This window comes from Flavobacterium tibetense, assembly GCF_003293845.1.
GTDB classification, from domain to species: Bacteria; Bacteroidota; Bacteroidia; order Flavobacteriales; family Flavobacteriaceae; genus Flavobacterium; species Flavobacterium tibetense.
On sequence record NZ_QLST01000001.1, the window covers coordinates 191,945 to 218,105 of the forward strand.

Consider the following 26,161-nt stretch of genomic DNA (forward strand, 5'->3'; position numbering starts at 1 on the left):
TATATTTGATTTAGTTCAACTATGAAACCACCCCGCCCTTCAGGCACCCCTCCAAAGGAGGGGAAACATCTAAATTATAATTTATTAATCACAACTGTTTTTACATTAACAAATTCTTTGATGCCGTCTTCGGCTAGTTCTCTTCCGTAACCTGATTTTTTAATTCCTCCAAAAGGTAACCTTGGGTCAGATTTAACCATTTCGTTAATAAAAACCGCCCCTTCATTGAAAGCTGAAATTTTTGTTTTAATAGAATCAATGTTTCGAGTGAAAATGGAAACGCCTAAACCAAAATCAGATTGATTACTCAGACTAATAGCTTCATCAACCGTCTTAAACGAAGTGATTGCTGCAACTGGTCCAAAAGTTTCTTCCTTGAAAACTGGCATTTCAGGAGTTACTTGGGTTAGAATTGTCGGTTCAAAGAAAGCTTCGTTTCTGTTTCCTCCAAGTAGTAATTTGGCTCCCATTTCAATAGATTTTCCGACTTGAATTTCTAATTCTTCCGCTAAATCAACTCGTGCCAATGAACCAATTTGCGTGTCATTATTCAATGGATCTCCCGATTTTAGCTTTTCAACGGCAGCTTTTAATTGGGAAACAAAAGCATCATGAATTGATTCGTGAACTAGAAATCGTTTGGCAGCAATACAACTTTGTCCAGCATTTTGCATTCTAGCGTTTACGGCTATTCCAACAGCTTTTTCAAGATTAGCATCTTCTAAGATTATAAAAGCATTATTTCCGCCCAATTCTAACACGCATTTTTTTAAATGTTTTCCCGCTTCCGATGCTACTGCAATTCCTGCTTGTTCGCTTCCTGTTAAAGAAACGGCTTTAATGATTGGATTGGCAATAATTTTAGCAACTTCAGTACTTGAAATAGGTAAATTTTGGTAGCAACCTTTCGGAAAACTAGCTTCTTCAAAAATAGTTTGAATTACTGTAGCGCACTTTGGAACATTACTAGCGTGTTTTACTACAACTGTATTTCCAGAAGTAATAGTTGGAACAGCAAAACGAAAAACTTGCCAAAACGGAAAATTCCAAGGCATCACACCTAAAATCACACCAAGAGGTTCATAGCTAACATAACTTTCACTATTTTTAGTATTGATTTTTTTTGGTTCCAGAAACGAATCGGCATTTTGAAGATAATAATCACATAGTAAGGTACATTTCTCCACTTCAGCAATGGCTTGCGTTATGGGTTTGTGCATTTCTGTTGTTATTAAGCGAGCGTACGTTTCCTTGTTTTTAAGTAAAATAGTTTGAAGATTTTTGAGGCACTTAACTCTTTCAGAAATGGAAATTTCTTGCCAAGTTTTTTGTGTAGTTTTTGCTATTTCTAGTGTGCTATTCATTATGTTGTGTTTTGAATAGCTAAAAATACTACTTTTTTTAGGAAAAGTAGTTAAAACAAAAAAGCCTTTACATTGCTGTAAAGGCTTTTTAAAAGCTCCCCCTTGCCGATATTTCGGCACAAGCATTGGGCTCGAACCAATCCCGATAGCTATCGGGACTCTGATTAACAGTCAGATGCTTTTATGTTTTTCAAGTAATTTTAATTTCATTTCAGGGTAACGTAGTAAGTTTTCGATGTAAACCTTACTTTTCATTGCTTTGATGTGTTTTTCAATGGCTAAACCTTGACTTTTTGATTCACATTCGATTGAAAATATCAATTCCCAGTCATCCGCTTTATGAGTAAACTTTCTACTCTGTTCATCATTTAAATGAAAGTCTAATCTTTGATTAAGGTTTTCAGTAAAACCGATGTAATTTTTGTTAAGTTTTTTTGAATAAAGAATGTAAACTATAAATTCCATTATTATAAGATTATATAAACAAAAAAAGCCTCTACATTGCTGTAAAGGCTTTTAAAAAGCTCCCCCTCTTGGGCTCGAACCAAGGACCCTCTGATTAACAGTCAGATGCTCTAACCAACTGAGCTAAGGAGGAAACTGTATATTTTTGTTTTTAAAAGAACGTCTTTGTTATTTCGCTAAGGTTTGACCCTTTTTGCGAGTGCAAATATAACACACAATTTTATTTCTGCAAATAAAATAGTAAAAAAAATTAAAATAATTTATCGATGACTAATTCAATGATATCCTTACCAAAGGTTAATGCCATCAGTGTCAGTAAAATAATCATTCCAGCGGTTTGAACATAACCTGCTGCTTTATCGTTTAAAGTTTTACCAGTAATCATTTCTGCAATGGTAAATAGGGCATGACCACCATCTAAACCAGGTATTGGTAATAGATTCATAAACGCCAAACCAATAGAGAATAAAGCAGTGAAATTCCAAATGAATTCCCAATTCCATTCGTCAGGTAATTGGCGCGCAATCCCAACTGGACTCTTAACTTGTTTGTAAGCTCCTGTTGATGGACGTAAGATTAGTTTAAAACTTTTTACATTATAAACAATCATCGACCAAGATTCTTTTACAGCAGCTGGAATAGCTTCCGAAATAGACATTTTGTTGGTCACTAGAAAATCATCTTTAATTTTTTGAGGAACAGTTATTCCAATAGTTCCTTCTTCAGATACTCTACTAGTTATTGTATCCAAAGCATTATCTCTTAAAATTACCAATGAAATTGTTCCTTTTTTATTAGCTTTAACTACTTCAGTAAATTCATCAAAATAACGAGGCGTTTTCCCATTGATAGCAACGATTGAATCTCCTTTTTTTAATCCTGCTTGTTCTGCATTTGATTTAGGAGCTACAGAATCAATTACACTTCCAATGGTTCTCGCAGCAACAAAGTTTCTTCCTTCTCTACTGATAATTTCTCCAATTTGTTCATCAGTTAAATTTAAAGCAACAATTTCTCCGTTTCTATCTACTTTAACTTCGCTACTGAATAAAATATCCATTGTCATACGGTTGAAGTTTTCTTGGAATTTCCCATCAACCGAAACTATTTTGTCGCCATTTTTGAATCCTACACTTTGACCAACTTCACCAAATGCCAATCCGTTTTCTTGTAATACTTTGGTAGAAATGTATTTTTTCCCAACAGTAGCATACATTGCCGTGTAAATGAACCATGCCAACAAAACATTTACGATAATTCCACCTAACATAATAATCAATCGTTGCCATGCCGGTTTTGAACGGAATTCCCATGGTTGGGCTTCTTGTTTCATTTGTTCGGTATCCATGCTTTCGTCAATCATTCCTGAAAGTTTTACATAGCCGCCCAATGGTAGCCATCCAATTCCCCATTCGGTATGTCCAATTTTTTTCTTCAAAAGTGAAAAACCAGCATCCATAAATAGGTAAAATTTTTCCACACGAACTTTAAACATGCGCGCAGTAATGTAGTGACCAAATTCATGAAGAATAACTAAAACAGAAAGGATAAAAAGTATTTGTGCTAATTGAATCATTGTTACAATTTTAATTAAACGACAAAAGTAAGGTTTTCACCTTACTTTTTATCATTATTTTATTTGGGAACTATTTTTTTATAAAATTTTTATGAATAACACCTTCGCTAGTTTCAATTTTAACCCAATACATCCCGCTAGCTATTGAATTCGTTCTTATGCTTTGGTTTACAGAAGTTAGTATGTTTTGTCCCAATGCATTATAAAAAGATACTTTTTCAATTGAAATATTGGTTGGCATTTGAATAGTTACCAAATCGTTACTTGGATTAGGATACAAGTAAACGCTTTCTTCTAATTCAAAACTGTTATTGGAAAGTGTCGTTGTATTGTTTCTTGAAATGATATGTCGATTGGGGTCAAAAGTAACACTGCTTACCGTAAAAGCAATAGGAACAACAAATTCTTCACCACTAAAAGTATGATTTAAGACTACATCTTGTGTTTGCCCGCCTGAACCTGATAATCGTATTTCAACCGGCATTTCAAAAAACGAAACACTTGGATGGGATTGGTTTTGATTTAAAGTAATTCTTACTTGTCCAGCACCTAAGTTTTGAGCTTGAACATCATAAGTAGGGTAACCTTGGTTGTATAACCAATCATTAAAAAATTCTGTTAAACTTGCGCCGTGTTCTGCTTCCAAATGGGCTACTAAATCATCTGTAATGGCATAACCATAAGAAAGGTTGCTATCATTTAAATAGCTTTTTAAAGCTTGAAAAAAGGCGGTGTCACCCATTACCCAGCGCAACATATGTGTAACCATTGAACCTTTGTTGTAGGAAAGTCGGCTACTGAAAATTCGAGCTACATTTTGCGCTTCAGCATCTGTTAAATAAACAGCACCGCCAGTTTGAGATGTGATGTTGTTAATTTTATTTGCTTTCCAAGTTACAAAAGCCGCTGGTCCATCCATTTCTTCCACAGCGATACCGGCAGTATATTCAGTTAAGCCTTCGTTTAACCAAATATCTTTCCAAGTACCACAAGTTACTTGGTTTCCAAACCATTGATGACCTAATTCATGCGCAATCAAACCGCGACTCCAGCCACCCATTGATGACATTGTAGCGTGTTCCATTCCGCCACCATAACTGAATTGAACATGACCATAAATTTCGTTTCGGTAAGGATAAGGACCAAATTTTTCTTCGAAAATATTAAAAATGGGAATAGTTTGATTGATAGCATTTTGGACCGTAGTAGTATTGCTTTCAGGATACAAATAATTGATAATTGGAATAAAAGGACTTTCTGTTGTTCCTAAACCACTTTGAATATTGTAGGTCACATAATTGGTCACATTCAACGAAATCAAATAAGCGGGAATCGGATAATTATGCTGAAAGTGACGCGTTGTATTGCCTCCAGAAGTCACAGAATTTAGCAATAAACCATTTGATACCCCAATATATGTTGATGGGCAAGTGATGTAAACGTCTATATTATCAATTTTATCATTTAAATCTTGTTTGCATGGCCACCAATCTCTAGCTCCAAATGGTTCAGACAAAGTAAAAATAACTGGAGTTCCGTTGTGAGTAGTTCTTGTAAAGGCTTGTTCGGCTTGTGGTGGAGCACCAGCATAAGTGATTTCAACTGTTGCATTATTTCCTGTTGTAATTGTACTTGGGAAATCAATAAATAATTGGTAATTACTTTGCGAGTACGTTAGATTACTTCCATTCATAACCACTGAGCTAACAGCTAACTGTGTTGCCATATCAAAAACAATGGAATTCATGTCGTCAAGAGCGGTAAAAGTAGTTTTTACAATTCCATCAATGTATGGTGTTGTTACATTTGGATTCACTGTAAATTGTAATTCATGATAGGTAACATCATAATTTAAAGTGTTCGGATTTACAAAGACTTCATAGTTGGCAGAAGACGATCTCATTTCGCTTGCTACCAATTGGTCAAAATCCTCTTGTTCGGTTTGGGCGTAGGTAAAAACCGAAATAAAAAGGATGAATAATAGGTTAAGGTTTTTCATTGGGGATAAAAATTTAGCTAATGTATAAAAAACGCGCAATATTTTAGAATTATTGATGGTTTTTTAGTTAAAAATCGATTTTTTATTAATTCAAGAGGTTTTGTGGTGAACTTGTTTCAAATTGCTTAAATTTGCCACTTAAATTTTTTACACTATGTTACAAATAGCTTACATTAGAGAAAACAAAGAGGAGGTAATCAAACGTTTGGCCAAAAAAAACTTGGACGCCACAACTTTGATTGAATTAGTAGTTGATTTAGACGAGAAAAGACGCGCTACGCAAGTAGAATTAGATACTATTAAAGCCGAATCCAATAAGCTATCCAAAGACATTGGTGAATTAATGAAAAGCGGCGAAAAAGCCAAAGCTGAAATTCTTAAAGAAAAATCAGTGCAATTGCGTGATAAAGACAAAGAACTGACCGAAGTTTTAAATGCTTACGCCAATCAATTGCAAGAAGAATTATACAAATTACCGAATTTACCAGCCGAAATTGTTCCTGAAGGAAAAACGCCTGAAGAAAATTTAAATGTTTTTCAAGAAGGTGATATCCCAAAATTATTTGATGGCGCTTTACCGCATTGGGAATTGGCAAAAAAATACGATTTGATTGATTTTGAATTGGGAGTAAAAATTACCGGAGCTGGTTTTCCAGTATATAAAGGAAAAGGTGCCAAATTACAACGTGCATTAATCACGTATTTCTTAGATAAAAATACCGAAGCGGGTTACCAAGAATACCAAGTGCCACATTTAGTAAACGAAGCATCAGGTTTTGGAACGGGACAATTGCCTGATAAAGAAGGACAAATGTATTTCGTAGGTGAAGATAATTTGTATTTGATTCCAACGGCGGAAGTTCCAGTGACCAATATTTTCAGAGATGTTTTATTAAATGAAAGCGATTTGCCAGTTTGTTGTACGGGTTATACACCGTGTTTCCGTCGTGAAGCGGGTTCGTATGGCGCTCACGTTCGCGGATTGAATCGTTTGCACCAATTCGATAAGGTGGAAATTGTTCGTATCGAACATCCAGAAAAATCATATGAAGCTTTAGACGGAATGGTAGAGCATGTGAAAACTATTTTACAAGAACTAAAATTACCATACAGAATTTTACGTTTATGCGGTGGCGATATGAGTTTTGCTTCAGCATTAACGTATGATTTTGAAGTGTATTCTACTGCGCAAGAACGTTGGTTAGAAATTAGTTCGGTTTCTAATTTTGAAACTTTCCAAGCGAACCGTTTAAAATTGCGTTTTAAAGATAAAGAAGGAAAAAACCAATTAGCACACACGCTAAACGGAAGTTCGCTAGCCTTACCAAGAGTTTTAGCCGGAATTTTAGAAAATTATCAAACACCAGAAGGAATTGTGGTTCCAGAAGTATTGCGTCCGTATACGGGATTTGATATTATCAACTAAAAGTTAATCTTACTATAATGATGTACTAAAGTAGACTAAAAAGTGTTACTTTAGTACATTATTTGTTTGTTATAGTTTGCAAAATTAAATTGAGCAGAATCTTGAAAAAAATAATTTATATTTTATTCATTTTTACTTTAACCAATTGTAATCAGATGTCGGAAATAGAAAAAGCTTTATTAATTGAAGATCAAACAGAATCTATTTTAACAATTTACGATATTCTTTGGAAGAAAACAGAGCCATTCGATGATTTTGAAAATTTGAATGAAGAAGAAATAAACTTTCTTTATTTAGAAATTTTGGAAGCGGAAATAAATAATGGAGGTTTTGACCAATATTTTTTTAATTCAAGTGGAGATTACGCTATCGAAGCTTTGGAAGCTTTGAAAAAGATTGGAGCATTTAAAACCGCTAAAATAGTTGAAGAAGCTTACAGTCATTTTCCCGAAAATCCGATTCCTAAAGACAACGAGAAAAGACAAGAAATTTTAGTTGCTATTGATTTAAAAGTATCTGAAAAATGGAAGCTATTAGAAGATGAATTTTACAGTAATGATGAAAACATTGGTGAATTAGTATTATCTTATGTTAAAAATAATATTGAACGATTTAAATAATAAAATAAGTTTTTTTGTTCATAGAAATTCATTTTTAAAGATTTAGAATTGTTAATTAATTTAGTTTTGCTTTCGGACTGAAAGTTTTAAAGATTATGAAAAGTTTGTTGTTGTTTTTCAGTTGTTTGTTCTCGTTTTGGGTTTCGGCTCAAAATGAGGAATTGGCATTGGATTATTTCGAAAAAGGCGAATTCGAGAAAGCAGTAACTTTGTATGAAGAATTATACGAAAAAAACAAGCGATTGTATGAAGATAAATTACTTCATTGTTACCAACAATTGGAACAATATGACAAAGCTATTACGTTTATTAACACTCAAAATTCGAAACTAAAAAGACCAATTTATTTAGTAGAAGAAGGCTATATTTATCAATTGCAAAAGCAACAAGAAAAAGCCAATAAATTCTACCAATTAGCCTTAGACGAAATTCAAAAAGAACCAAATTATGCGTATCAATTGGGAAGCAATTTCGAAAAGAAAACCTTGTTAGATTGGGCACTAAAAGCGTATGAATTAGGACAAAAATTCAATCCAAATCTAAATTTTGATTACCAAATGGCGTTGTTACAAGGGCAAATGGGCAACGTGGAATTAATGATTGATAAATTATTCGATTACGCTTATGCTAAACCTGAATTTGTTCCAACAGTTCAAAGTTTCTTATCCCGATTTTTAATGGAAAATGCCAATGAAAGTTTTCCTGCCTACGTTAAAAAAACTTTGTTAATCCGAACACAAAAAACACCTGATATTTTTTGGAACCAATTTTTGAGTTGGTTTTATGTACAACAAAAAGAATACGATAAAGCTTTTGTTCAAGAGCGCGCTATTTACAAAAGAAATCCTGAAAGTTTCTACGAAATTGTAACTTTAGCACAAATGGCTATTGAAGACAATCAAGACGAAACTGCAAAAACCATTTTAGCTTTCGTATTAGAAAACACTAGCGATGTTGGACTTCAAATGCAAGCACATCATTTCTTAATGAAAATGAAAATTGAAAATGCAACAGCAAAAGACTATCCGCAAATTCAATTGGAATTACAAGAATTGGTAAAGAAATTTGGCGTGAGTCCGTATTCATTGAAATTGCAATTGTTGTTAGCAAACTTTGAAGCTTTTTATAGAAACCAGCCAAAGAATGCGATTGAGCAATTGCAAAAAACATTGGAATTACCTTTAAATCTTCGTGAAGCAGCAGCCGTTAAAATGGAATTGGCAGATATTATGGTGTATGATGAAAAATTCAATCAAGCTATTTTGTATTATGCGCAAGTAGAAGACAATTTGAAAAACGACGAATTAGCACACGAAGCCAGCATGAAAATGGCAAAAGCAAATTATTATAAAGCTGATTTCGAATGGACCTTGCAACAAGTTAAAAACCTGAAACAATCGTCGAGTTTATTAATTGCTAATGATGCTATTGAGTTGTTTATGCTGATTCAAGACAATAGTGTAGAAGATAGCACTAAAACTGCTTTAACCGCATTTGCTAAAGCCGATTTGAAATTGTACCAAAAGAAAAAAGATGAAGCACTTCAAGCCTTTTTGACTATTTTAGAAAAACACAAAGGTGAAAGCATTCAAGACATCACACTATTGCGAATTGCCCAAATTTACGAACAAAAAAAACAGTTTGATTTGGCACTGAATTATTACAACAAAATCTTAACCGATCATGCCGATGGCATTTTTGTAGATGAAGCTTTGTATTTTTCAGCCGAAATTTACAGAATTGAACTGAACCAACCCGAAAAAGCGAAACCACTTTACGAACGAATGGTGCTCAACCATCCCGATAGCATTTATTTCACCAATTCAAGAATTAATTACCGAATTTTGCGCGGTGATGTTAACTTATAAATCGAAATTTATACCATGATTATTTACAACGTTACAATCAACATAGACGAAAGTGTGCACGACAAATGGCTAACTTGGATGCAACAAAAACACATTAGCGATGTGCTGGCAACAGGTTTGTTTAAAAATGCCAAAATGGTAAAAGTAATGGTCGAAGAAGAAATGGGCGGCGCCACTTATGCGATACAATATTTCACAGATTCTAGAGCCAAATTAGAAGAATATTACGAAAAACACGCACCACGATTACGCCAAGAAGGCTTGGAATTATTCGCTGATAAAATGTTGGCTTTCCGTACCGAATTAGAAATTTTGAGCGAACATTTTCACGTAGAAAATTAAAACGTTTGGTGCCTTTTTTTAAAAAAAATGGAGAATCAAATGATGTATTTCAAGAATTCTAACATCTAATTTCTAACTTCTAACCTCTAAATTAAATAATGACAGTAAGAGCAAAAAAACACTTAGGCCAACATTTCTTAACCGATGAAAGTGTAGCCCAACGCATAGCCGACACATTAACGCTTAACGGCTACAAAAAAGTTTTGGAAATTGGTCCAGGAATGGGTGTTTTGACCAAATACTTACTAGAAAAACCAATAGAAACTTTTGTAGTAGAAATCGATACAGAATCGGTAGATTATTTAGAAAAAAACTACCAAAAACTACACGGTCACATTATTGCTAAGGATTTTTTGAAATACAATATTAACGAAGTTTTTCAGCAAGAACCGTTTGCTATAATTGGGAATTTCCCCTACAACATATCAACTCAAATTGTTTTTAAAACACTTGAAATGCGAAACCAAATTCCAGAGTTTTCAGGAATGTTTCAAAAAGAAGTGGCTCAACGCATTTGCGAAAAAAAAGGAAGTAAAGTTTACGGAATTTTATCTGTTTTAACCCAAGCTTTTTACGAAGCAGAATATTTATTTACAGTGAATGAAGACGTGTTTAATCCGCCACCAAAAGTAAAATCAGGTGTGTTGCGATTAATCCGTAAACCAAATTATCAGTTGCCATGTGATGAAAAATTGTTTTTTGCAGTGGTAAAACAAGCTTTTAACCAAAGAAGGAAAACCATGCGAAATAGCTTAAAAAGCATGATACATTCTGATAATTTAAAAGAAGATAGTATCTTTGACCTGCGTCCGGAACAACTTTCGGTTGAGCAATTTATCGAATTAACCCAAAAAATAGCTGCCGATGGAGTTTAAAATCAGTAAAGAACTTATCAAAGAACTGGAACTTTTAATCCAGGAAAACAAAGAGCAAGACGTTTTGCACTTGCTTCAAGATATGCACTTTGCTGATATCGCAGAAATTATGGAAGAACTTAGTGAGTTTGACGCTCATTACGTTTTTAATACCTTAGATTCTGAGAAAACAGCTGAAATTTTATTGGAATTAGACGAAGAAGTTCGTGAAAAAATCCTAAGAAAATTATCTGCCAAAGAAATTGCAGAAGAGCTAGACGAATTAAATACTGACGACGCCGCCGATATTATTGCCGAATTGCCAAGAGAGAAAAAAGAGCAAGTAATTTCGGAGTTGGAAGATGTGGAACACGCCAAAGACATTGTTGACTTATTACGTTATGATGAAGATTCTGCTGGCGGTTTGATGGCGAAAGAATTGGTAAAAGTAAATGAAAATTGGAACGTATTAACTTGTGTAAAGGAAATGCGTTTGCAAGCCGAAAACGTAACTCGAGTGCATTCCATTTATGTTGTTGACGACGAAAACCGATTAAAAGGCCGACTTTCCTTAAAAGATTTATTGACAACTTCTACCAAAACACCAATTAGTGATGTCTATATTCCAAAAGTAGATTATGTAAAAGTCGATACCAAAGATGTTGAGGTAGCACGTATCATGCAAAAATACGACTTGGAAGCCATTCCTGTAGTTGATGAATTAGGAAGATTAGTTGGAAGAATCACCATTGACGATATTATTGATGTAATCAAAGAAGAAGCCGATAAAGATTACCAATTAGCAGCGGGTATCTCACAAGACGTTGAAGCAGATGATAGTATTTTAGAACTTACAAAAGCAAGATTACCTTGGCTGGTTTTGGCTTTGTTAGGTGGGTTTATTGCGGTAAAAGTTTCCGGTCTTTATGAAGGTGCAATGGAAGAATACGGAGTTTTGTTTTTCTTTACTCCATTAATTGCTGCGATGGCTGGAAATGTTGGAGTACAATCTTCCGCAATTATTGTACAAGGTTTGGCAAATGATACGCTGAGTGGTTCTGTTTGGCAGCGATTGTTTAAAGAAGTGAAATTGAGTTTGTTAAACGGACTTATTTTAGCACTTATTTTATTATTAGGTAGTCATTTCTTACTTGGTGTTGAGTATATTATTGGAATCACAGTTTCTATTGCATTAATCTCGGTAATTGTAATTGCTTCACTCATTGGTACTTTTGTTCCAATTACATTAAACAAATATGGCATTGATCCAGCTTTAGCGACTGGACCATTTATCACAACAAGCAACGATATTTTCGGAATTTTAATATATTTTTCTATTGCTAAAGTGATTTTAGGATTTTAAATAACTTATTTCTTATCATAAATTTAAATTTTTGAAACCAAATTCAATCAAAATACTTCATATCGATAGCAATCATCACTTGTTGTGGGAGCAATTAGTAGCAGCAGGTTTTCAAAATGAAGCCGATTTTACTTCTTCAAAAGAAACTATTGAAGCTAAAATTGCCAATTACCACGGAATTATCATCAGAAGTCGGTTTAAAATTGACAAAAATTTCATTGATAAAGCTACAAGTTTGCAATTTATTGCTAGAGTTGGTGCTGGTTTAGAAAGTATTGATTATGATTATGCCATTTCCAAAAACATTCAGTTAATTTCTGCTCCAGAAGGAAATAGTAACGCTGTTGGTGAACAAACTTTAGGAATGTTATTGTCACTTTTCAATAATTTAAATAAAGCAGACAGAGAAGTAAAAAGTGGTCAATGGAATCGCGAATCCAATCGTGGTCATGAATTAGACGGAAAAACAGTTGGCATTATTGGTTATGGCAACATGGGAAAAGCTTTTGCTAAAAAATTAAAAGGTTTTGACGTGGAAGTGTTGTGTTACGATATTCTTCCCAATGTAGCCGATGCCAATGCCAAACAAGTTCCTTTACAAGAATTGCAACAAAAAGCAGACGTGCTGAGTTTGCACGTTCCTTGGACGCCATTGACAGACAAAATGGTAAACACTTCTTTTATTAATGCTTTCCAAAAACCGTTTTGGTTACTCAATTTAGCTAGAGGAAAATGCGTCGTAACTTCCGATTTAGTTGTTGCATTGCAAAGTAAAAAAATCCTTGGTGCTGGATTAGATGTTTTGGAATACGAAAAATTATCATTCGAAAATTTGTTTGACGAAGACACTAAAAACGAAGCTTTTGAATACTTACGAAAAGCGGATAATGTCTTGTTAACGCCACATATTGGAGGTTGGGCATTCGAAAGCCATGAGAAATTGGCACAAACTATTGTGGATAAAATTCTTCATTTGTATAAGTAAACTTGTAACATTTCATTTACTTTACGACTAATTAAATGAAAAAAGTTTAAATTAGCTTTTTTTAAATTACAAAATAAACCAAAAACTAAACAAAAAATGGAAGCACAAAAAGTTGACATGTTCATGATGACCAATTCAAAATTTTTCGAAGGACATCAGTTAAACGCAATTAGAGAAAGATTATTAGCAATGGACGAAGATAAATGGCCAATGTTACAAATGGTTCAATACAAAGACCCAACAACGGCATTGTTAATCTCAATTTTTGCTGGAGCATACGGAATTGATAGATTCTACATTGGAGATACTGGAATGGGTGTTGGAAAGCTATTGACTTGCGGTGGTTTGGGAATTTGGGCAATCGTAGATTGGTTTTTAATCCAAGGTGCTACCAAAGAGAAAAACATGGAGAAATTCAATAGTGCATTCATGTACTAATAATGAATAGAAACAAGTTATACAAATTTTTACTTGTTGCTTGTTTAGTAGGCTACATTTGGTTGTTTTTTTCATTACATCATGAAAATGAAATTCAAACTAGTCAGATGACAGTTTGTTTGTTCAAAAAAACAACCAATGTTCCTTGTCCGTCTTGTGGAACTACTAGAGCAGTGATGCACTTGTTTCAAGGCGATTTTTCTTCTTCAATTTTAATTAATCCTTTTGGAATTCTCGTTGCTTTAATTATGATTATAGCGCCCATTTGGATTGGTATTGATTACATTCAAAAAAAAGACACTTTCTTTCAATTTTATAAAAAATCTGAACAATTCATCAGTCGTAAATGGATAGCCGTTTTTTTGGTTATTTTAGTGCTATTGAATTGGTATTGGAACATAAAAAAAGGATTATGATTGCAAATAAAAAATTTTATTACCGACCAGTTGATTCCGAAATGGAGCGCGCTTCTAACAGTTATTTAATGTCGTTAGTCGCTGCCATTGCTGGTTTACCTTTGCCGATTTTTAATTTATTAGCCACTTTTTTCTTTTATCTAGGAAATAGAAAAAGTACGGCATTTGTAAAATGGCATTGTACGCAGGCTTTACTGTCGCAATTAGGATTGTTTTTCTTTAATAGTGCGGGTTTTTGGTGGACCATTGGAATAATTTTCATGGATGATACCCCTACCAATTACTATTTTGCTTACATGTTTACCTTGTTGCTTTTTAACTTAGCCGAATTTATTTCAACGTTAATTTTGGCATCAAGAACACGAAAAGGAATTCATGCTGAGTTGTTTTTCTTTGCTGATATTACTAATTTAATTTGCAAAACCAATGAAAGCACTAAGTAAAGGATTGTTGATAATTGTATTATTTTTTGGACTTTGGATTTTATTAGCCCAAATTGATTTTGTGCGAATTTTTAAAATCGAAAATGTGAAATCGAAAACAGAAAGTAGTATAGGCGATTTGATTTGGAAACAAATTGAGGCTACTGAAGATGTAATTTATGATGAAGATATTGTGAGTAAACTAGATTCACTTTTGGCACCATTATGTAAAGAGAATTTTATAGAGCGCGATAGCTTGAAAGTACATATTATTGATAAGGATGAGGTGAATGCTTTTGCTATGCCAGACAATCATTTGGTAGTTTATACTGGATTGATTTTGAAATGCAAAAATGAGCAAGCTTTATTAGGTGTTTTGGGTCATGAAATTGCACATTTGCAAAAAAACCACGTAATGAAGAAGCTTTCGAAAGAGATTGGTTTTTCGGTTTTAATGTCGATGACAGGAGCCAATGCTACCATGATTAAAGAAGTTTTACATACATTATCATCTTCAGCTTACGACAGAAATTTAGAAAGAGAAGCCGATATGGAAAGTGTAAATTATATGATTAACGCCAATATTGATCCAAGACCATTTGCAGATTTTATGTATGAATTATCATTGAACAATGAAATACACAAATACACCTATTGGATTTCCACACATCCCGAATCAGAAGATAGAGCCAAGTACATTCTCAATTATTTGAAAGGGAAAAAGATTAAAAACACTACTATTTTATCAAAGGAAAGTTGGTTGGAATTCAAACAAAAAATAAAGGATAGCAATTAGTTATAATCCATTTTAAGACTACAGACAAAACAAGAGCAAAATGTTAAGACAAGAATTACAAGCATATTTTGACAAAGTTTTTCCAAACTCCAAAATCGAACTAGAACATACGCTCGGAGGGCAAGTTCATATTAGGTTTGAACTTGGTGAGGGGAAAGAAAATGGAACAATTGAGAGAGTAAACCAGTCAACAGAAAGAGCTTTTACAATTTTCAAAGAAATATTTAATGACCCGACACAGGAAATTTTCATTTTAATTTATGAATACCAATGCGAAAATATTTTCAATGCATCAAACGACTATTTACACAAACAGTTTTTAGACGACAGGTTTGTTAAATTCTACAATCAATTGGAAACAGTGAAAAATAATAATCGAAACTTAATAACTGACGAAAACGATAATGAAGTCATAGAGAAAAATGAAGTCAGAATTATAATTGGAAAACTTCCTGTGGAGGACATAAATATAAAAAATATTCTTAGAGGAATAGCAAACACAGAAATGGGTTTTGAACCAGGTATAGATCAAAGAATTTTCTTTTTCAACCCGACAACCGATAAAGCATTTCAAATGTACGACGATAGAGGTTGTTATGTTTGGAGCGACAAAGCAGACAAAATTAGGGATATTTATATAAAAAGAAATGATTGGATTGTTGAGTATCACAGACCAGAAATAGAAAAACATTTTAAGCAATTATAATAAAAACTACACTTAACAGTACTTACTAAAGACTGGCTATTCAGTAGTTAAATCAAACTTTATTTCTGTCAATTTTTATTTGTGCTAAAGTATTAAAGCACTATGAAATCGATAAATTGTTTTTAACTTTAAAACACTATCCTTTTTCTTTTCTCTCCAATTCTGCTTGAAATTCTTCCATTACAGGTTTAACGGTACTTTCGGGTAAATCAGCAATTTTGATGTACATTAAGCCATCAACTGCATTATTAAATAAAGGATCTACATTGAATGCAACCACTCGAGCATTTTGCTTGATGTATTTTTTAATTAAAACTGGTAAACGCAAATTGCCTGGTTCTACTTCGTCAATAATTTTGTCAAACTTGTTCAAATCTGCTTCCGTTTCATTGAAAACAAAGTCTTTGTCAGCATCTTTCAGTTTTACTTTGTATTCTTTTTTCGGATGTACATACTGCGCAATATAAGGATCATAATAGTGCGACTTCATAAACTCAATCATCAGCGATTTAGAAAAATCTGAAAACTGATTACTAATACTCACACCACCAATTAAATATTTATGTTCCGGATGATGCAATGTAGTGTGAACAATACCTTTCCAAAGTAAAAACAAAGGCATTGGTTTCATTTGGTATTCTTTAATGATAAAGGCTCTACCCATTTCAATGGATTTACTCATCATGTCATACAATTCAGGTTCAAAACGAAACAATTCATGCAAATAAAATCCGTCAATTCCGTATTTTGGATAAATGTGTGAACCTAATCCCATACGATAAGCGCCAGCAATGCACTGGGTTTCATCGTCCCATAAAAACATATGGTGGTAATATTTATCGTAAGCGTCTAAGTCTAAAGATTCGTTTGTTCCTTCCCCCACTTCTCTAAAGGTTATTTCTCGCAAACGTCCAATTTCGTGTAAAATATTTGGAATTTTATCCGCTGTAACAAAATAAACTTCATAATTTTTACTTTGCAATAAACGATAATCGCCTTGTTTTAGACAAGCCATTTCTTCCAAAATTTGTTCCTGATTAGCAGGCTTAGCAATTTGTTTTGGAGGCTTTGGAATAGATAATTTAGGTAAATTTATTTTGCTTTCGTCTTCAAAAGCGTTAGATAACATATAGGTTTTCTTTCTCAAGAAATCGCCATAAGATTCAATGTCTTGGTATTCGTTTTGTTCGGCAACTGTAATTGGTTTACCAATACGCACTTTTATCACGCGTTTTTTCTGAGTCAATAATTCGCTTGGTAATTTAGCTGTGCGCAGCGTGTCATTTATTTTAGATAAAAAGTAAAACAACTTGCTGTTTTTTGCATGAAAATAAATAGGTACAACAGGAACTTGGGCTTTTCTAATCACTTTTATTGCACCTTCTTCCCAAGGTTTATCTACCACAAGTTTACCATCTTTATAGGTAGAAACTTCTCCAGCAGGAAACATTCCCAATGGTTTTCCATCACTTAAATGACGTAAAGTTTCTTTCAAACCTACAACACTAGATTTCGCATCTTTATGATTTTCAAACGGATTTACCGGCATAATGTACGGTTTCATCGGTTCAATACGATGCAATAAGAAATTAGCAATGATTTTAAAATTGGGTTCACGTTCTAGCATTAATTTCAACAACAAAATGCCGTCAATTCCTCCTAATGGATGGTTTGAAATAGTAATATAAGCGCCATCTTTAGGCAAACGTTTCAAATCCTCTTCTGGAATTTCAAATTTAATCTGAAATTCGTCTAAAATAGCATTCAAAAATGGAACTTCAGCAAGGTGTTTGTTTCGGTTGTAGATCTTGTTCAGTGTCGATATTTTCAACGCTTTCATCAGTAACCAGCCCGAAAAAGTTCCTAGAAAACCATATTTATCAGCATTGATAGCTTTTGCTACTTCTTTGGCGGTGACTAATCCCATTTATTTTAAATTTACGCTAAAAGCAAAGATAATAAATTTAATTTATCACAGCGTTTTTGTTCGTTCTTTCGAGAAAATTAAGGAATTTTGGTGTTAATTATTGGTTTTTAGCAACTTAAAAAATATCTGGTATTGCATTTTTCATTTCAAATGGATTTTACTACATTTGAGCAAAACCTCTAAAACAAAAAATGAAGATAATTTCCTATAATGTAAACGGAATTCGTGCGGCTATTACCAAAGGTTTTTTGGATTGGTTACAACAAGCGAATCCAGATGTAATTTGTCTACAAGAAATTAAAGCTACCGAAGATCAAATTCCAAAATTAGAAATTGAAGCTGCGGGTTATCCGTACCAATATTATTTTTCTGCTCAAAAAAAAGGATATAGCGGTGTAGCTATTTTGTCTAAAATTGAACCAAAAAATGTAGTTTTTGGAACAGGAATTGAGCATATGGATTTTGAAGGAAGAAATTTACGTGCCGACTTTGATTCGCTTTCTGTAATGAGTTTGTACTTGCCTTCTGGCACAAATATTGATAGGTTAGAACATAAATTCCAATACATGGATGACTTTCAATCGTATGTAAATGAATTAAAAAAAGAGATTCCAAATTTGGTTATTTGTGGCGATTATAACATTTGTCATGAAGCAATAGATATTCATGATCCCATTAGAAATGCTAAAGTTTCTGGGTTTTTACCTGAAGAACGCGCTTGGCTTGATGGTTTCATGAAAAGTGGTTTTGTAGATACGTTTCGCATGTTGAACAAAGAACCACACAATTACAGTTGGTGGAGTTACAGAGCAAATGCTAGAAATAACAACAAAGGTTGGAGAATCGACTATTGTTTGGCAACAGAATCTTTAAAAGATAAAGTACAAAGAGCATTAATTTTGCCCGAAGCCAAACATTCTGATCATTGTCCGGTTTATGTGGAAATAGAGTAAAACAAGTTCAAAATTCAAGTTCAAAATCAGAAAATCAATTACAAAAAATTAAAAACAACAATAAAATGATAAGAAAAATTGCCTTTGCTTGTGTAGTTTTAGGATTAACTACATCATGTGTCTCTAAGAAGATTTACCAAGATTTGGAAAGTAAATATGCCGATTTAAAAAAAGAGCGTAACAATTTAGCTGATGAAAATGAAGATTTGAATAAAACTAAAAATCAATTGGAATTAGACAAAAATGCGCTACAAACCGAATTAGATAAAGTAAAAGCAGAACGCGATAAATTAGCTGCTGATTATGCGGCAACTAAAAAGAGTTTAGATAATTTAAAGTCTTCTTATGCTGCACTTGAAAAGAATAGTAATGATGCATTGGAAAGTAACATGAAGAAAAATCGTGAACTTTTAGCGGAGTTAGAAAGCAAACAAAAAGCGCTAAATGCAGAACAAGAACGTTTGAATAAATTGAAAGCCGATTTACAAGCATCTTCAGATCGTTTGACAGAATTAGAAAAAATGATTGCTGATAAAGAAGCGGCAATGAAAAAGTTAAAAGACACATTGTCTAAAGCTTTAAATGCATTCGAAGGAAAAGGATTAACAGTTGAGCAAAGAAATGGAAAAGTATATGTTTCTATGGAAAACAAATTGTTATTTGAATCGGGAAGTTGGACTGTAGGAACTGAAGGAAAAAAAGCAGTAAAAGCATTAGGTGATGTTTTGGCTCAAAATCCTGAAATTTCTGTTCTAATTGAAGGTCATACAGATAACGATAAAATCATGGGAACCATTGGTGGTGGCGTTGAAAACAACTGGGATTTATCCACTAAACGCGCAACAGCAATTGTAAATATTCTTTCTGAAAACAAAGGAATTGATAAAAGGAATTTAACAGCGGCTGGTAGAGGAGAATTTTCACCAATTGCTGATAATGCAAATGCTGAAGGAAAAGCTAAAAACCGAAGAATTGAAATTATTTTAACACCAAAATTAGACGAAATCACCAAGTTAATGGGTGAATTGTAATCGAAAAACAAAGCACATTTTAATGAAATGAAGATGGTAAAGAATAAAAAAATGTGGAAAAAAGCAATAGGGGTTTTCTTAGGAATTCCTCTATTGCTTTTTATAATTATAACGCTGGTTATTACGTTCAAAAAGGACGCTATTGTTCAAGAATTATTGGCAACAGCAAACCAAGATTTTAAAGGAAAAATTGCACTTTCGGGAACACAAATTTCACCGTTTGAAAACTTTCCTTATATCTCCATCGATTTAAAGGATTTTCAGGTTTTTGAAACTAAAGAACTTAACGGAAAGCCTATAATCAACCTAAAAGACGTTTATGTTGGTTTTGATTTGTGGACTATTATTCGTGGAAAATTTGACATTAAAACGATTAAATTGGCCAATGGAAAAATCAATATTACCCAATACAAAGACAATACATTCAATCTCGTAAAAGCTTTTGAACCAGTTAAAGAAGTTGAAGATTTAGAAGAAGAATTTCACATCGATTTACAAAAAATCAAAATCAAAAATGTAGATATTCTAAAAACTAATTTAGCCGATACCTTAACTCTAGAAGCGTTTATTAATAATGCAGAAACTCGTTTCAAGAAAGACGAAACGTATATAAAAATGGGGTTGGATGCTACTTTTGTATTCAACATTATCAAAGATAAAGACACTACTTTTGTTAAAAACAAACATTTTGATATAGCTACTGATTTTTCTTTTCACAAGGAAACGCATGTGTTAGATTTTGAACCTTCTACGGTAAAACTTGAGAACGGACTTTTTGGTATGGAAGGAAGTATCGATATTGACGATGATTTCAATATGGATTTAGAATTTTCGGGCAAAAAACCCAATTTCGATTTGTTAATTGCGTTTGCTCCAGAAGATTTAATTCCAACTCTAGAAAAATACGATAACCAAGGCGAAATTTTCTTTTCAACTACAATCAAAGGAAAATCTTCAAATGGAAATCTTCCTGCTGTTGAAGCAAAATTTGGTTGTAAAAATGGTTTCTTCGACAATACTATTACCCATAAAAAGTTGGATGAAATGGCGTTTAGCGCTTATTTTACCAATGGCGAAAAAAGAAATTTAGAAACCAGCGCTTTTTACTTAACTGATTTTACTGCAAAACCAGAAGCTGGAAAATTTAAAGGAAATTTAAAAGTAATTAACTTTGTTTCACCAGAAATTGACTTGAAATTAGATTCTGATTTTGATTTGGAGTTTCTTTCTAAGTTTTTCAATTTGACTGATTTATCCAATTTAACAGGAAACGTGCAATTAAGCATGAATTTTCATGATATTATCGATTTAGCCCAACCAGAAAAGAGCTTGGAAAAACTCAATCAAGCGTATTTTTCAGAATTATTGGTTACTAATTTAAACTTTAAATCGGATAGTTACCATTTGCCAGTTAAGAATTTGAACCTAAAAGCAACTATGGATGGCAATGATTTCAAAATGGAATACTGTCGTTTGCAATTAGGAAAATCAAATCTTGAATTAGACGGAAAAATCAATAATGTTCCCGCTATAATTCATCAAACCAACGGTGAAGTGGTTTCTGAAATTCACATGAAATCAAAATTATTGGATTTCAAAGAACTAACTTCTTTTGATACAATAAAACAAAAACCTTTCGATGAAAAAATCCGAAATTTAAAATTGGATTTGGCATTTAAAGGTGCTGCTAATACGTTTTTACAATCGAAATCATTACCCATTGGAAGTTATTTTATCCAAGATTTTTATGCCAAATTAGAAAATTATCCGCACGCTTTTCACGATTTTGATGGATTACTTAAAATCACAGAAAGCGATATTATTATTTCCAAATTTGATGGCGAAATTGATGCAACCGATTTTCATTTCGACGGAAAAATTAAAAATTACAATTTGTGGTTAGCCGATAAAAAAATGGGCGACACCGAAATGGAATTTGATTTAACTTCCAATGTGATTCATTTTAAGGATTTGTTCTCGTATAAAGGCGAAAATTTTGTTCCAGAAGAATACCGAAACGAAGACATCAAACAGTTGAAATTACACGGTAGAGTAGCGCTTCATTACAAAGATTCACTGCAATCTACGGATTTCTATTTGGACGAGTTCAAAGGAAAAATGAAAATTCATCCTGTAAAATTCGAGCAATTCAAAGGAAATGTTCACGCCGAAAATAATGTGTTAACACTGAATAAACTTTCAGGAAAAATTGGGAAAAGCAACTTTTTACTCAGCGGAAAATATCATTTAAAAAAGAATGAATCCTATAAGAAAAATGGCGATTATTTCAATTTTCAATCGTCTTATTTAGATTTTGATGAGTTGTTTAGTTACCAAGAAAAACCTGCAAATGCAACAGAAAAGGTAGATCACGACAGCGGCTTTAATTTGTTTGAATTGCCGTTTAAAAACATGAAAATTGATGCGGTAATTAGTCATTTGAATTACCATAAATATTTGATTAAAACCTTAAATGCCAAAGTGCGAGTTAAAGAGAATCATTATGTATATTTTGATGATTGTCAATTCAATGCTGCTGGCGGTTTGGTGAATATTAAAGGCTATTTGAATGGTTCAGACCCAAAACACATTTATTTGAACCCCGATTTAAAAATTCAAAAAGTAAATTTAGACCAAGTATTGTTTAAGTTTGATAATTTTGGACAAGACAAAATGGTTTCAGAAAATTTACACGGTATTTTCACGGGAAGAATTACCGGAAAGATTCTATTACATACGGATTTAACACCAAGAATCGACGAGTCAAATTTACAAATGGATATTGCTATCGATAACGGAAGATTGGATAATTTTGGACCAATGAATGCTATGGCCGATTTTTTTAAAGACAAAAATTTATCCAAAATCTTATTTGATAAACTAGAAAATCGTTTGCAATTAGAAAACGGAAAGTTGATTTTACCTAATATGGTGGTCAATTCCTCACTTGGATTTATAGAACTTTCTGGTTCGCAAGACATGGATTTGAACATGGAATATTACCTTCGAATTCCGCTCAAAATGGTAACCAATGTTGCTTTCCAAAAGCTTTTCGGGAAAAAACGAGAAGCTGTTGATCCAGATCAAGAAGATGAAATCATTTATAAAGATCCAAATAAGAAAGTGAATTATATGAATTTGAAAATTTCTGGAACACCTTCGAATTTCAAAATCTCTATGGAAAAAAATAAAGACCTCAAAAAAGGAAAAGGCTTTGTAAAAGATGAAACTTTTCTATTTGAAAATTTAGAAACCGATACGAGTGAAGTAACCACAGAAAATACAGTAACAGCCAATTAAATGAAATACACAAATTTACCAAACACCAATCTAAAAGTAAGTACCATTTGCCTTGGTACTATGACTTTTGGTAACCAAAACACAGAATCTGAAGCTCACGAACAATTGGATTATGCCGTTGCGCAAGGAATCAATTTTATTGATACTGCTGAAATGTATCCCATTGGAGGAAATGCACAAATTTTTGGAAGTACAGAAAGACATATTGGTACTTGGATTAAGAAAATTGGCGCTTCTGAAAGAGAAAAATTAGTCATTGCTACCAAAATTGCCGGACCAAACCGCGGGTTAGATTACATTCGTCAACCCTTAGATTTTTCAAAGAAAAGCATCCATGAAGCGGTAGATTTAAGCTTAAAAAATTTACAAACGGATTATATTGATTTGTACCAAATGCATTGGCCAGAACGTGTCATGAATATGTTTCAAAAAAGAGGTGTTCAAAAATTAGACGATAATTGGCAAGACAATATTTTTGAAGTTTTAACCATTTTTGATGGATTAATTAAAGAAGGGAAAATCAAGCATATTGGTGTTTCCAATGAAAATCCATGGGGTGTTATGCGTTTTTTGGTAGAAAGTGAAAAACATGGTTTACCAAGAATTGCTACCATTCAAAACCCGTTTTCGTTGTTAAATCGCTTGTATGAAGTTGGGTTGTCTGAAATGACGATGCGTGAAAATGTAGGTTTATTAGCGTATTCACCATTAGGTTTTGGTTTTTTAACAGGCAAGCATTTAAACGGAATTGTCAAAAATTCCAGATTAGATTTGTTCCGAAATTTTGTGCGTTATACCAATGAAAATTGTTTCAAAGCAACCCAATTGTATAAAGAATTAGCAGAAAAAAATGGCTTAACACTAACCGAAATGGCTATGGCTTTTGTGAATCAACAAGATTTTGTAACATCAACGATAATTGGAGCAACAACGATGGAACAATTAAAAGAAAATATCGCTGCATTTGATATTCAGTTAAATGAAGAAATTATAGCTGAAATTGAGAAAATACAAGAGTTAATTCCAAATCCAGCTCCTTAATAAAAGAGATTGTACTAGAAGTTTCAAATTTGTCATTCCGGAATTTTTTTGGAATCTAATAAAGTATTGAAATTTAATGTTTTACTCAGTTTTTTTTGAGTTTCTTTAATTGACAAAGCAAATAAGTTGGCTGGGATATTATTAAAATCAGATAAAAAGATAATCAAAAATCATGAAATTTATATTAAGAATCTTATTAGTATGTATAATTGGCAGTTCTCACAATATTTCATTTTCTCAAGTGAAGAAAAAGAAATATAAAGATGAAATTGAAAAGATAAATTGTGCAAAAAAAACAAGCATAAGGTTAGAAAAAAGACTAGCAAACTTCCCTTATAATTTGACTTCACAAATCATAATTGTTTCATATAGAAACAAAGAAAAAGGTGTAGTTGGTGAAGATTTACAAGAATATTTGAATTTACTTGTAGAAAAAAAAGATTCAATTATTGAAAATAAATTTGATGAAATTAAAGTCCTAAATTTTCAACAGATTGAAAAACTTACAGATATAATTTTTAATTATGGTTATGAAAGTGAATCAAATTTTAGAATAGCAATCAATTGTTATATGCCAAGAAACGCAATTTTATTCTATAATAATGAAAACAAAATAATAGGTTTTATTGAAATATGCTTTGAGTGCTCAAATTATAGAACAAATGATAATAAAATTAACTTAGGAGAAGAATGTATACAGAAATTTGACTTATTGAAAGAGTTTTTTAAAGTATGTGGTATACAATATGGGACAAATGAAAAATAAGAACCATTTTCCAATAGCGGTTTGAAAAAAATGAGGGTTTTTAGATTTATTTTAAAATTATTTTCTTTTCAAAGTTCAATCGAATTTCTACTTGTGGTCCAGGTTGTTAATTAATTGCATATTGGTCCTTCTTCTTATCCAAATAATTCACTTACTACATCTTCAATTTTAGAAACTAAAACTACATTAATTTTAGATTTTTGAAGTGCAATTTTATTGTGTTTGGAAACTAATATTGTTGTAAAACCCAATTTTTCGGCTTCTTGAATGCGTTGATCAATGCGATTCACAGGTCGAATTTCACCCGATAAACCTACTTCACCTGCAAAACAAAATCCTTCTGGAATGGCAATATCTTCGTTGGAAGATAAAATAGCAGCAACCACAGCTAAATCAATAGCCGTATCATCTACTTGAATGCCACCAGTAACATTTAGGAAAACGTCTTTGGTTCCTAAACGGAAACCAGCTCTTTTCTCTAAGACTGCCAAAATCATGTTCAATCGTTTGGCGTTGTATCCTGTTGTGCTTCGTTGTGGTGTTCCATAAACTGCGGTGCTTACCAAAGCTTGAATTTCAATCATCAAAGGACGCATACCTTCTAAAGTAGTGGCAATGGCAGTTCCAGAAAGTGCTTCTTCTTTGTGTGAAATTAAAATTTCCGAAGGATTATCAACTTCACGTAAACCGGAACCTTGCATTTCATAAATTCCTAATTCGGCAGTAGAGCCAAATCGGTTTTTCAATGAACGTAGAATACGATATACGTGATTTCTGTCGCCTTCAAATTGTAAAACTGTGTCAACCATATGTTCCAAAATTTTTGGACCAGCAATGGTACCATCTTTGGTAATATGACCAATCAAAATTACAGGAACATTACTTTCTTTGGCAAATTTGATTAACTCGGCTGTACATTCTCGGATTTGCGAAATACTTCCAGCCGAAGATTCAATATAATCGGTATGTAAGGTTTGAATGGAATCAATAATGACAATTTCAGGTTCAATTTCTTGAATTTGCCTGAAGATATTTTGGGTTTTGGTTTCGGTTAAAATGTAACAATTGTCTCCATTGGGAGTAATGCGTTCGGCGCGCATTTTAATTTGTTTCTGACTTTCTTCTCCTGAAACATAAAGGGTTTTATAAGGTAATTTTAGAGAAATTTGCAACAATAATGTACTTTTTCCAATTCCGGGTTCGCCACCTAATAAAGTTAACGAACCAGGGACTAGACCGCCACCCAAAACTCTATTTAATTCGTTATCAGTAGTGTTTAACCGAACTTCTTCGGAGCTATCAATTTCTTTTACAAGTAAAGGTTTTGCGGCTTTTTTGGTTTCGGAAGTATTCGATTTCCAAGATACTTTTTCTTCTTTTTGAATAATTTCTTCAACTATAGTGTTCCACTGTTTGCAGTTGTGACATTGTCCTTGCCATTTAGAAAATGGTGTGCCACAATTTTGGCAAAAAAAAGATGTTTTTACTTTACTCATTACGTTT

23 protein-coding genes and 1 tRNA gene are annotated in these 26,161 nt (G+C 32.9%); 17 read left to right on the forward strand and 7 right to left on the reverse strand.

Going from position 1 to position 26,161, the window contains the following annotated elements:
- Positions 1–74: 74 nt before the first annotated feature.
- From DPN68_RS00955 to DPN68_RS00975, 5 genes are all read right to left on the reverse strand, one after another.
- On the reverse strand, positions 75–1,364 hold the full coding sequence (locus DPN68_RS00955; protein WP_113987709.1) for an NAD-dependent succinate-semialdehyde dehydrogenase: 1,290 nt from the start codon (positions 1,362–1,364) through the stop codon (positions 75–77).
- A 171-nt stretch (positions 1,365–1,535) separates the two neighbouring features.
- Positions 1,536–1,829 carry a GIY-YIG nuclease family protein gene (locus DPN68_RS00960; protein WP_113987710.1) on the reverse strand — a complete coding sequence of 98 codons (294 nt, stop codon included), beginning with the start codon at positions 1,827–1,829 and terminating at the stop codon, positions 1,536–1,538.
- A gap of 59 nt (positions 1,830–1,888) precedes the next feature.
- A tRNA-Asn gene (locus DPN68_RS00965) sits at positions 1,889–1,962 on the reverse strand.
- Between the two features lie 117 nt (positions 1,963–2,079).
- Positions 2,080–3,405, reverse strand: coding sequence for an RIP metalloprotease RseP (rseP, locus tag DPN68_RS00970; protein ID WP_239986979.1), 1,326 nt, complete (start codon positions 3,403–3,405; stop codon positions 2,080–2,082).
- A 70-nt stretch (positions 3,406–3,475) separates the two neighbouring features.
- Complete coding sequence (locus tag DPN68_RS00975; protein WP_113987712.1) at positions 3,476–5,404, reverse strand: M1 family aminopeptidase; 1,929 nt, start codon at positions 5,402–5,404, stop codon at positions 3,476–3,478.
- Positions 5,405–5,558: 154 nt separating this feature from the next.
- Here DPN68_RS00975 and serS point away from each other — a divergent pair, with 154 nt between their 5' ends.
- The 12 genes from serS to DPN68_RS01035 all read left to right on the forward strand — a co-directional run bounded on the left by serS (position 5,559) and on the right by DPN68_RS01035 (position 15,640).
- On the forward strand, positions 5,559–6,830 hold the full coding sequence (gene serS / locus DPN68_RS00980; protein ID WP_113987713.1) for a serine--tRNA ligase: 1,272 nt from the start codon (positions 5,559–5,561) through the stop codon (positions 6,828–6,830).
- Positions 6,831–6,931: 101 nt separating this feature from the next.
- Complete coding sequence (locus DPN68_RS00985) at positions 6,932–7,450, forward strand: DMP19 family protein (protein WP_113987714.1); 519 nt, start codon at positions 6,932–6,934, stop codon at positions 7,448–7,450.
- Positions 7,451–7,545: 95 nt separating this feature from the next.
- Complete coding sequence (locus DPN68_RS00990) at positions 7,546–9,318, forward strand: tetratricopeptide repeat protein (protein WP_113987715.1); 1,773 nt, start codon at positions 7,546–7,548, stop codon at positions 9,316–9,318.
- 15 nt (positions 9,319–9,333) lie between these two features.
- Positions 9,334–9,660, forward strand: coding sequence for a DUF4286 family protein (locus DPN68_RS00995; RefSeq protein WP_113987716.1), 327 nt, complete (start codon positions 9,334–9,336; stop codon positions 9,658–9,660).
- Between the two features lie 95 nt (positions 9,661–9,755).
- Positions 9,756–10,535 (forward strand): 16S rRNA (adenine(1518)-N(6)/adenine(1519)-N(6))-dimethyltransferase RsmA, encoded by a 780-nt coding sequence (gene rsmA, locus DPN68_RS01000; protein ID WP_113987717.1) that lies wholly within the window; start codon positions 9,756–9,758, stop codon positions 10,533–10,535.
- The gene (gene mgtE, locus DPN68_RS01005; RefSeq protein ID WP_113987718.1) at positions 10,525–11,877 is read left to right on the forward strand and encodes a magnesium transporter; all 1,353 of its coding nucleotides are present in this window, start codon (positions 10,525–10,527) and stop codon (positions 11,875–11,877) included. Before rsmA ends, mgtE begins: the two co-directional genes overlap by 11 nt.
- 31 nt (positions 11,878–11,908) lie before the next feature.
- On the forward strand, positions 11,909–12,862 hold the full coding sequence (locus DPN68_RS01010; RefSeq protein WP_113987719.1) for a 2-hydroxyacid dehydrogenase: 954 nt from the start codon (positions 11,909–11,911) through the stop codon (positions 12,860–12,862).
- A gap of 96 nt (positions 12,863–12,958) precedes the next feature.
- Positions 12,959–13,300 (forward strand): TM2 domain-containing protein, encoded by a 342-nt coding sequence (locus tag DPN68_RS01015; RefSeq protein ID WP_113987720.1) that lies wholly within the window; start codon positions 12,959–12,961, stop codon positions 13,298–13,300.
- Between the two features lie 2 nt (positions 13,301–13,302).
- Entirely contained in the window at positions 13,303–13,716 is a 414-nt protein-coding gene (locus tag DPN68_RS01020) for a DUF2752 domain-containing protein (RefSeq protein WP_113987721.1), read from the forward strand.
- Entirely contained in the window at positions 13,713–14,159 is a 447-nt protein-coding gene (locus DPN68_RS01025) for a hypothetical protein (protein WP_113987722.1), read from the forward strand. Before DPN68_RS01020 ends, DPN68_RS01025 begins: the two co-directional genes overlap by 4 nt.
- On the forward strand, positions 14,143–14,934 hold the full coding sequence (locus tag DPN68_RS01030; RefSeq protein ID WP_113987723.1) for a M48 family metallopeptidase: 792 nt from the start codon (positions 14,143–14,145) through the stop codon (positions 14,932–14,934). Before DPN68_RS01025 ends, DPN68_RS01030 begins: the two co-directional genes overlap by 17 nt.
- A gap of 40 nt (positions 14,935–14,974) precedes the next feature.
- On the forward strand, positions 14,975–15,640 hold the full coding sequence (locus DPN68_RS01035; RefSeq protein WP_113987724.1) for a DUF3885 domain-containing protein: 666 nt from the start codon (positions 14,975–14,977) through the stop codon (positions 15,638–15,640).
- A 136-nt stretch (positions 15,641–15,776) separates the two neighbouring features.
- Here DPN68_RS01035 and DPN68_RS01040 read toward each other — a convergent pair whose 3' ends face one another.
- Positions 15,777–17,567: a GNAT family N-acyltransferase gene (locus DPN68_RS01040; RefSeq protein ID WP_113987725.1), complete on the reverse strand. Its 1,791-nt coding sequence runs from the start codon at positions 17,565–17,567 to the stop codon at positions 15,777–15,779.
- A 191-nt stretch (positions 17,568–17,758) separates the two neighbouring features.
- On the opposite strand from DPN68_RS01040, the gene DPN68_RS01045 reads away from it, so the two are divergent.
- The 5 genes from DPN68_RS01045 to DPN68_RS01065 all read left to right on the forward strand — a co-directional run bounded on the left by DPN68_RS01045 (position 17,759) and on the right by DPN68_RS01065 (position 24,658).
- Positions 17,759–18,520, forward strand: a complete 762-nt coding sequence (locus tag DPN68_RS01045; protein WP_113987726.1) for an exodeoxyribonuclease III — start codon at positions 17,759–17,761, stop codon at positions 18,518–18,520.
- A gap of 65 nt (positions 18,521–18,585) precedes the next feature.
- Positions 18,586–19,551 carry an OmpA family protein gene (locus DPN68_RS01050; RefSeq protein WP_113987859.1) on the forward strand — a complete coding sequence of 322 codons (966 nt, stop codon included), beginning with the start codon at positions 18,586–18,588 and terminating at the stop codon, positions 19,549–19,551.
- A 33-nt stretch (positions 19,552–19,584) separates the two neighbouring features.
- Complete coding sequence (locus DPN68_RS01055; RefSeq protein WP_157958485.1) at positions 19,585–22,851, forward strand: AsmA-like C-terminal region-containing protein; 3,267 nt, start codon at positions 19,585–19,587, stop codon at positions 22,849–22,851.
- Positions 22,852–23,892 carry an aldo/keto reductase gene (locus tag DPN68_RS01060; protein WP_113987728.1) on the forward strand — a complete coding sequence of 347 codons (1,041 nt, stop codon included), beginning with the start codon at positions 22,852–22,854 and terminating at the stop codon, positions 23,890–23,892.
- A gap of 172 nt (positions 23,893–24,064) precedes the next feature.
- Positions 24,065–24,658, forward strand: coding sequence for a hypothetical protein (locus tag DPN68_RS01065; RefSeq protein ID WP_113987729.1), 594 nt, complete (start codon positions 24,065–24,067; stop codon positions 24,656–24,658).
- Positions 24,659–24,792: 134 nt separating this feature from the next.
- Here the strand turns inward: DPN68_RS01065 and radA are convergent, their stop codons facing one another.
- Positions 24,793–26,154 (reverse strand): DNA repair protein RadA, encoded by a 1,362-nt coding sequence (gene radA, locus DPN68_RS01070; RefSeq protein WP_113987730.1) that lies wholly within the window; start codon positions 26,152–26,154, stop codon positions 24,793–24,795.
- Positions 26,155–26,161: the final 7 nt, after the last annotated feature.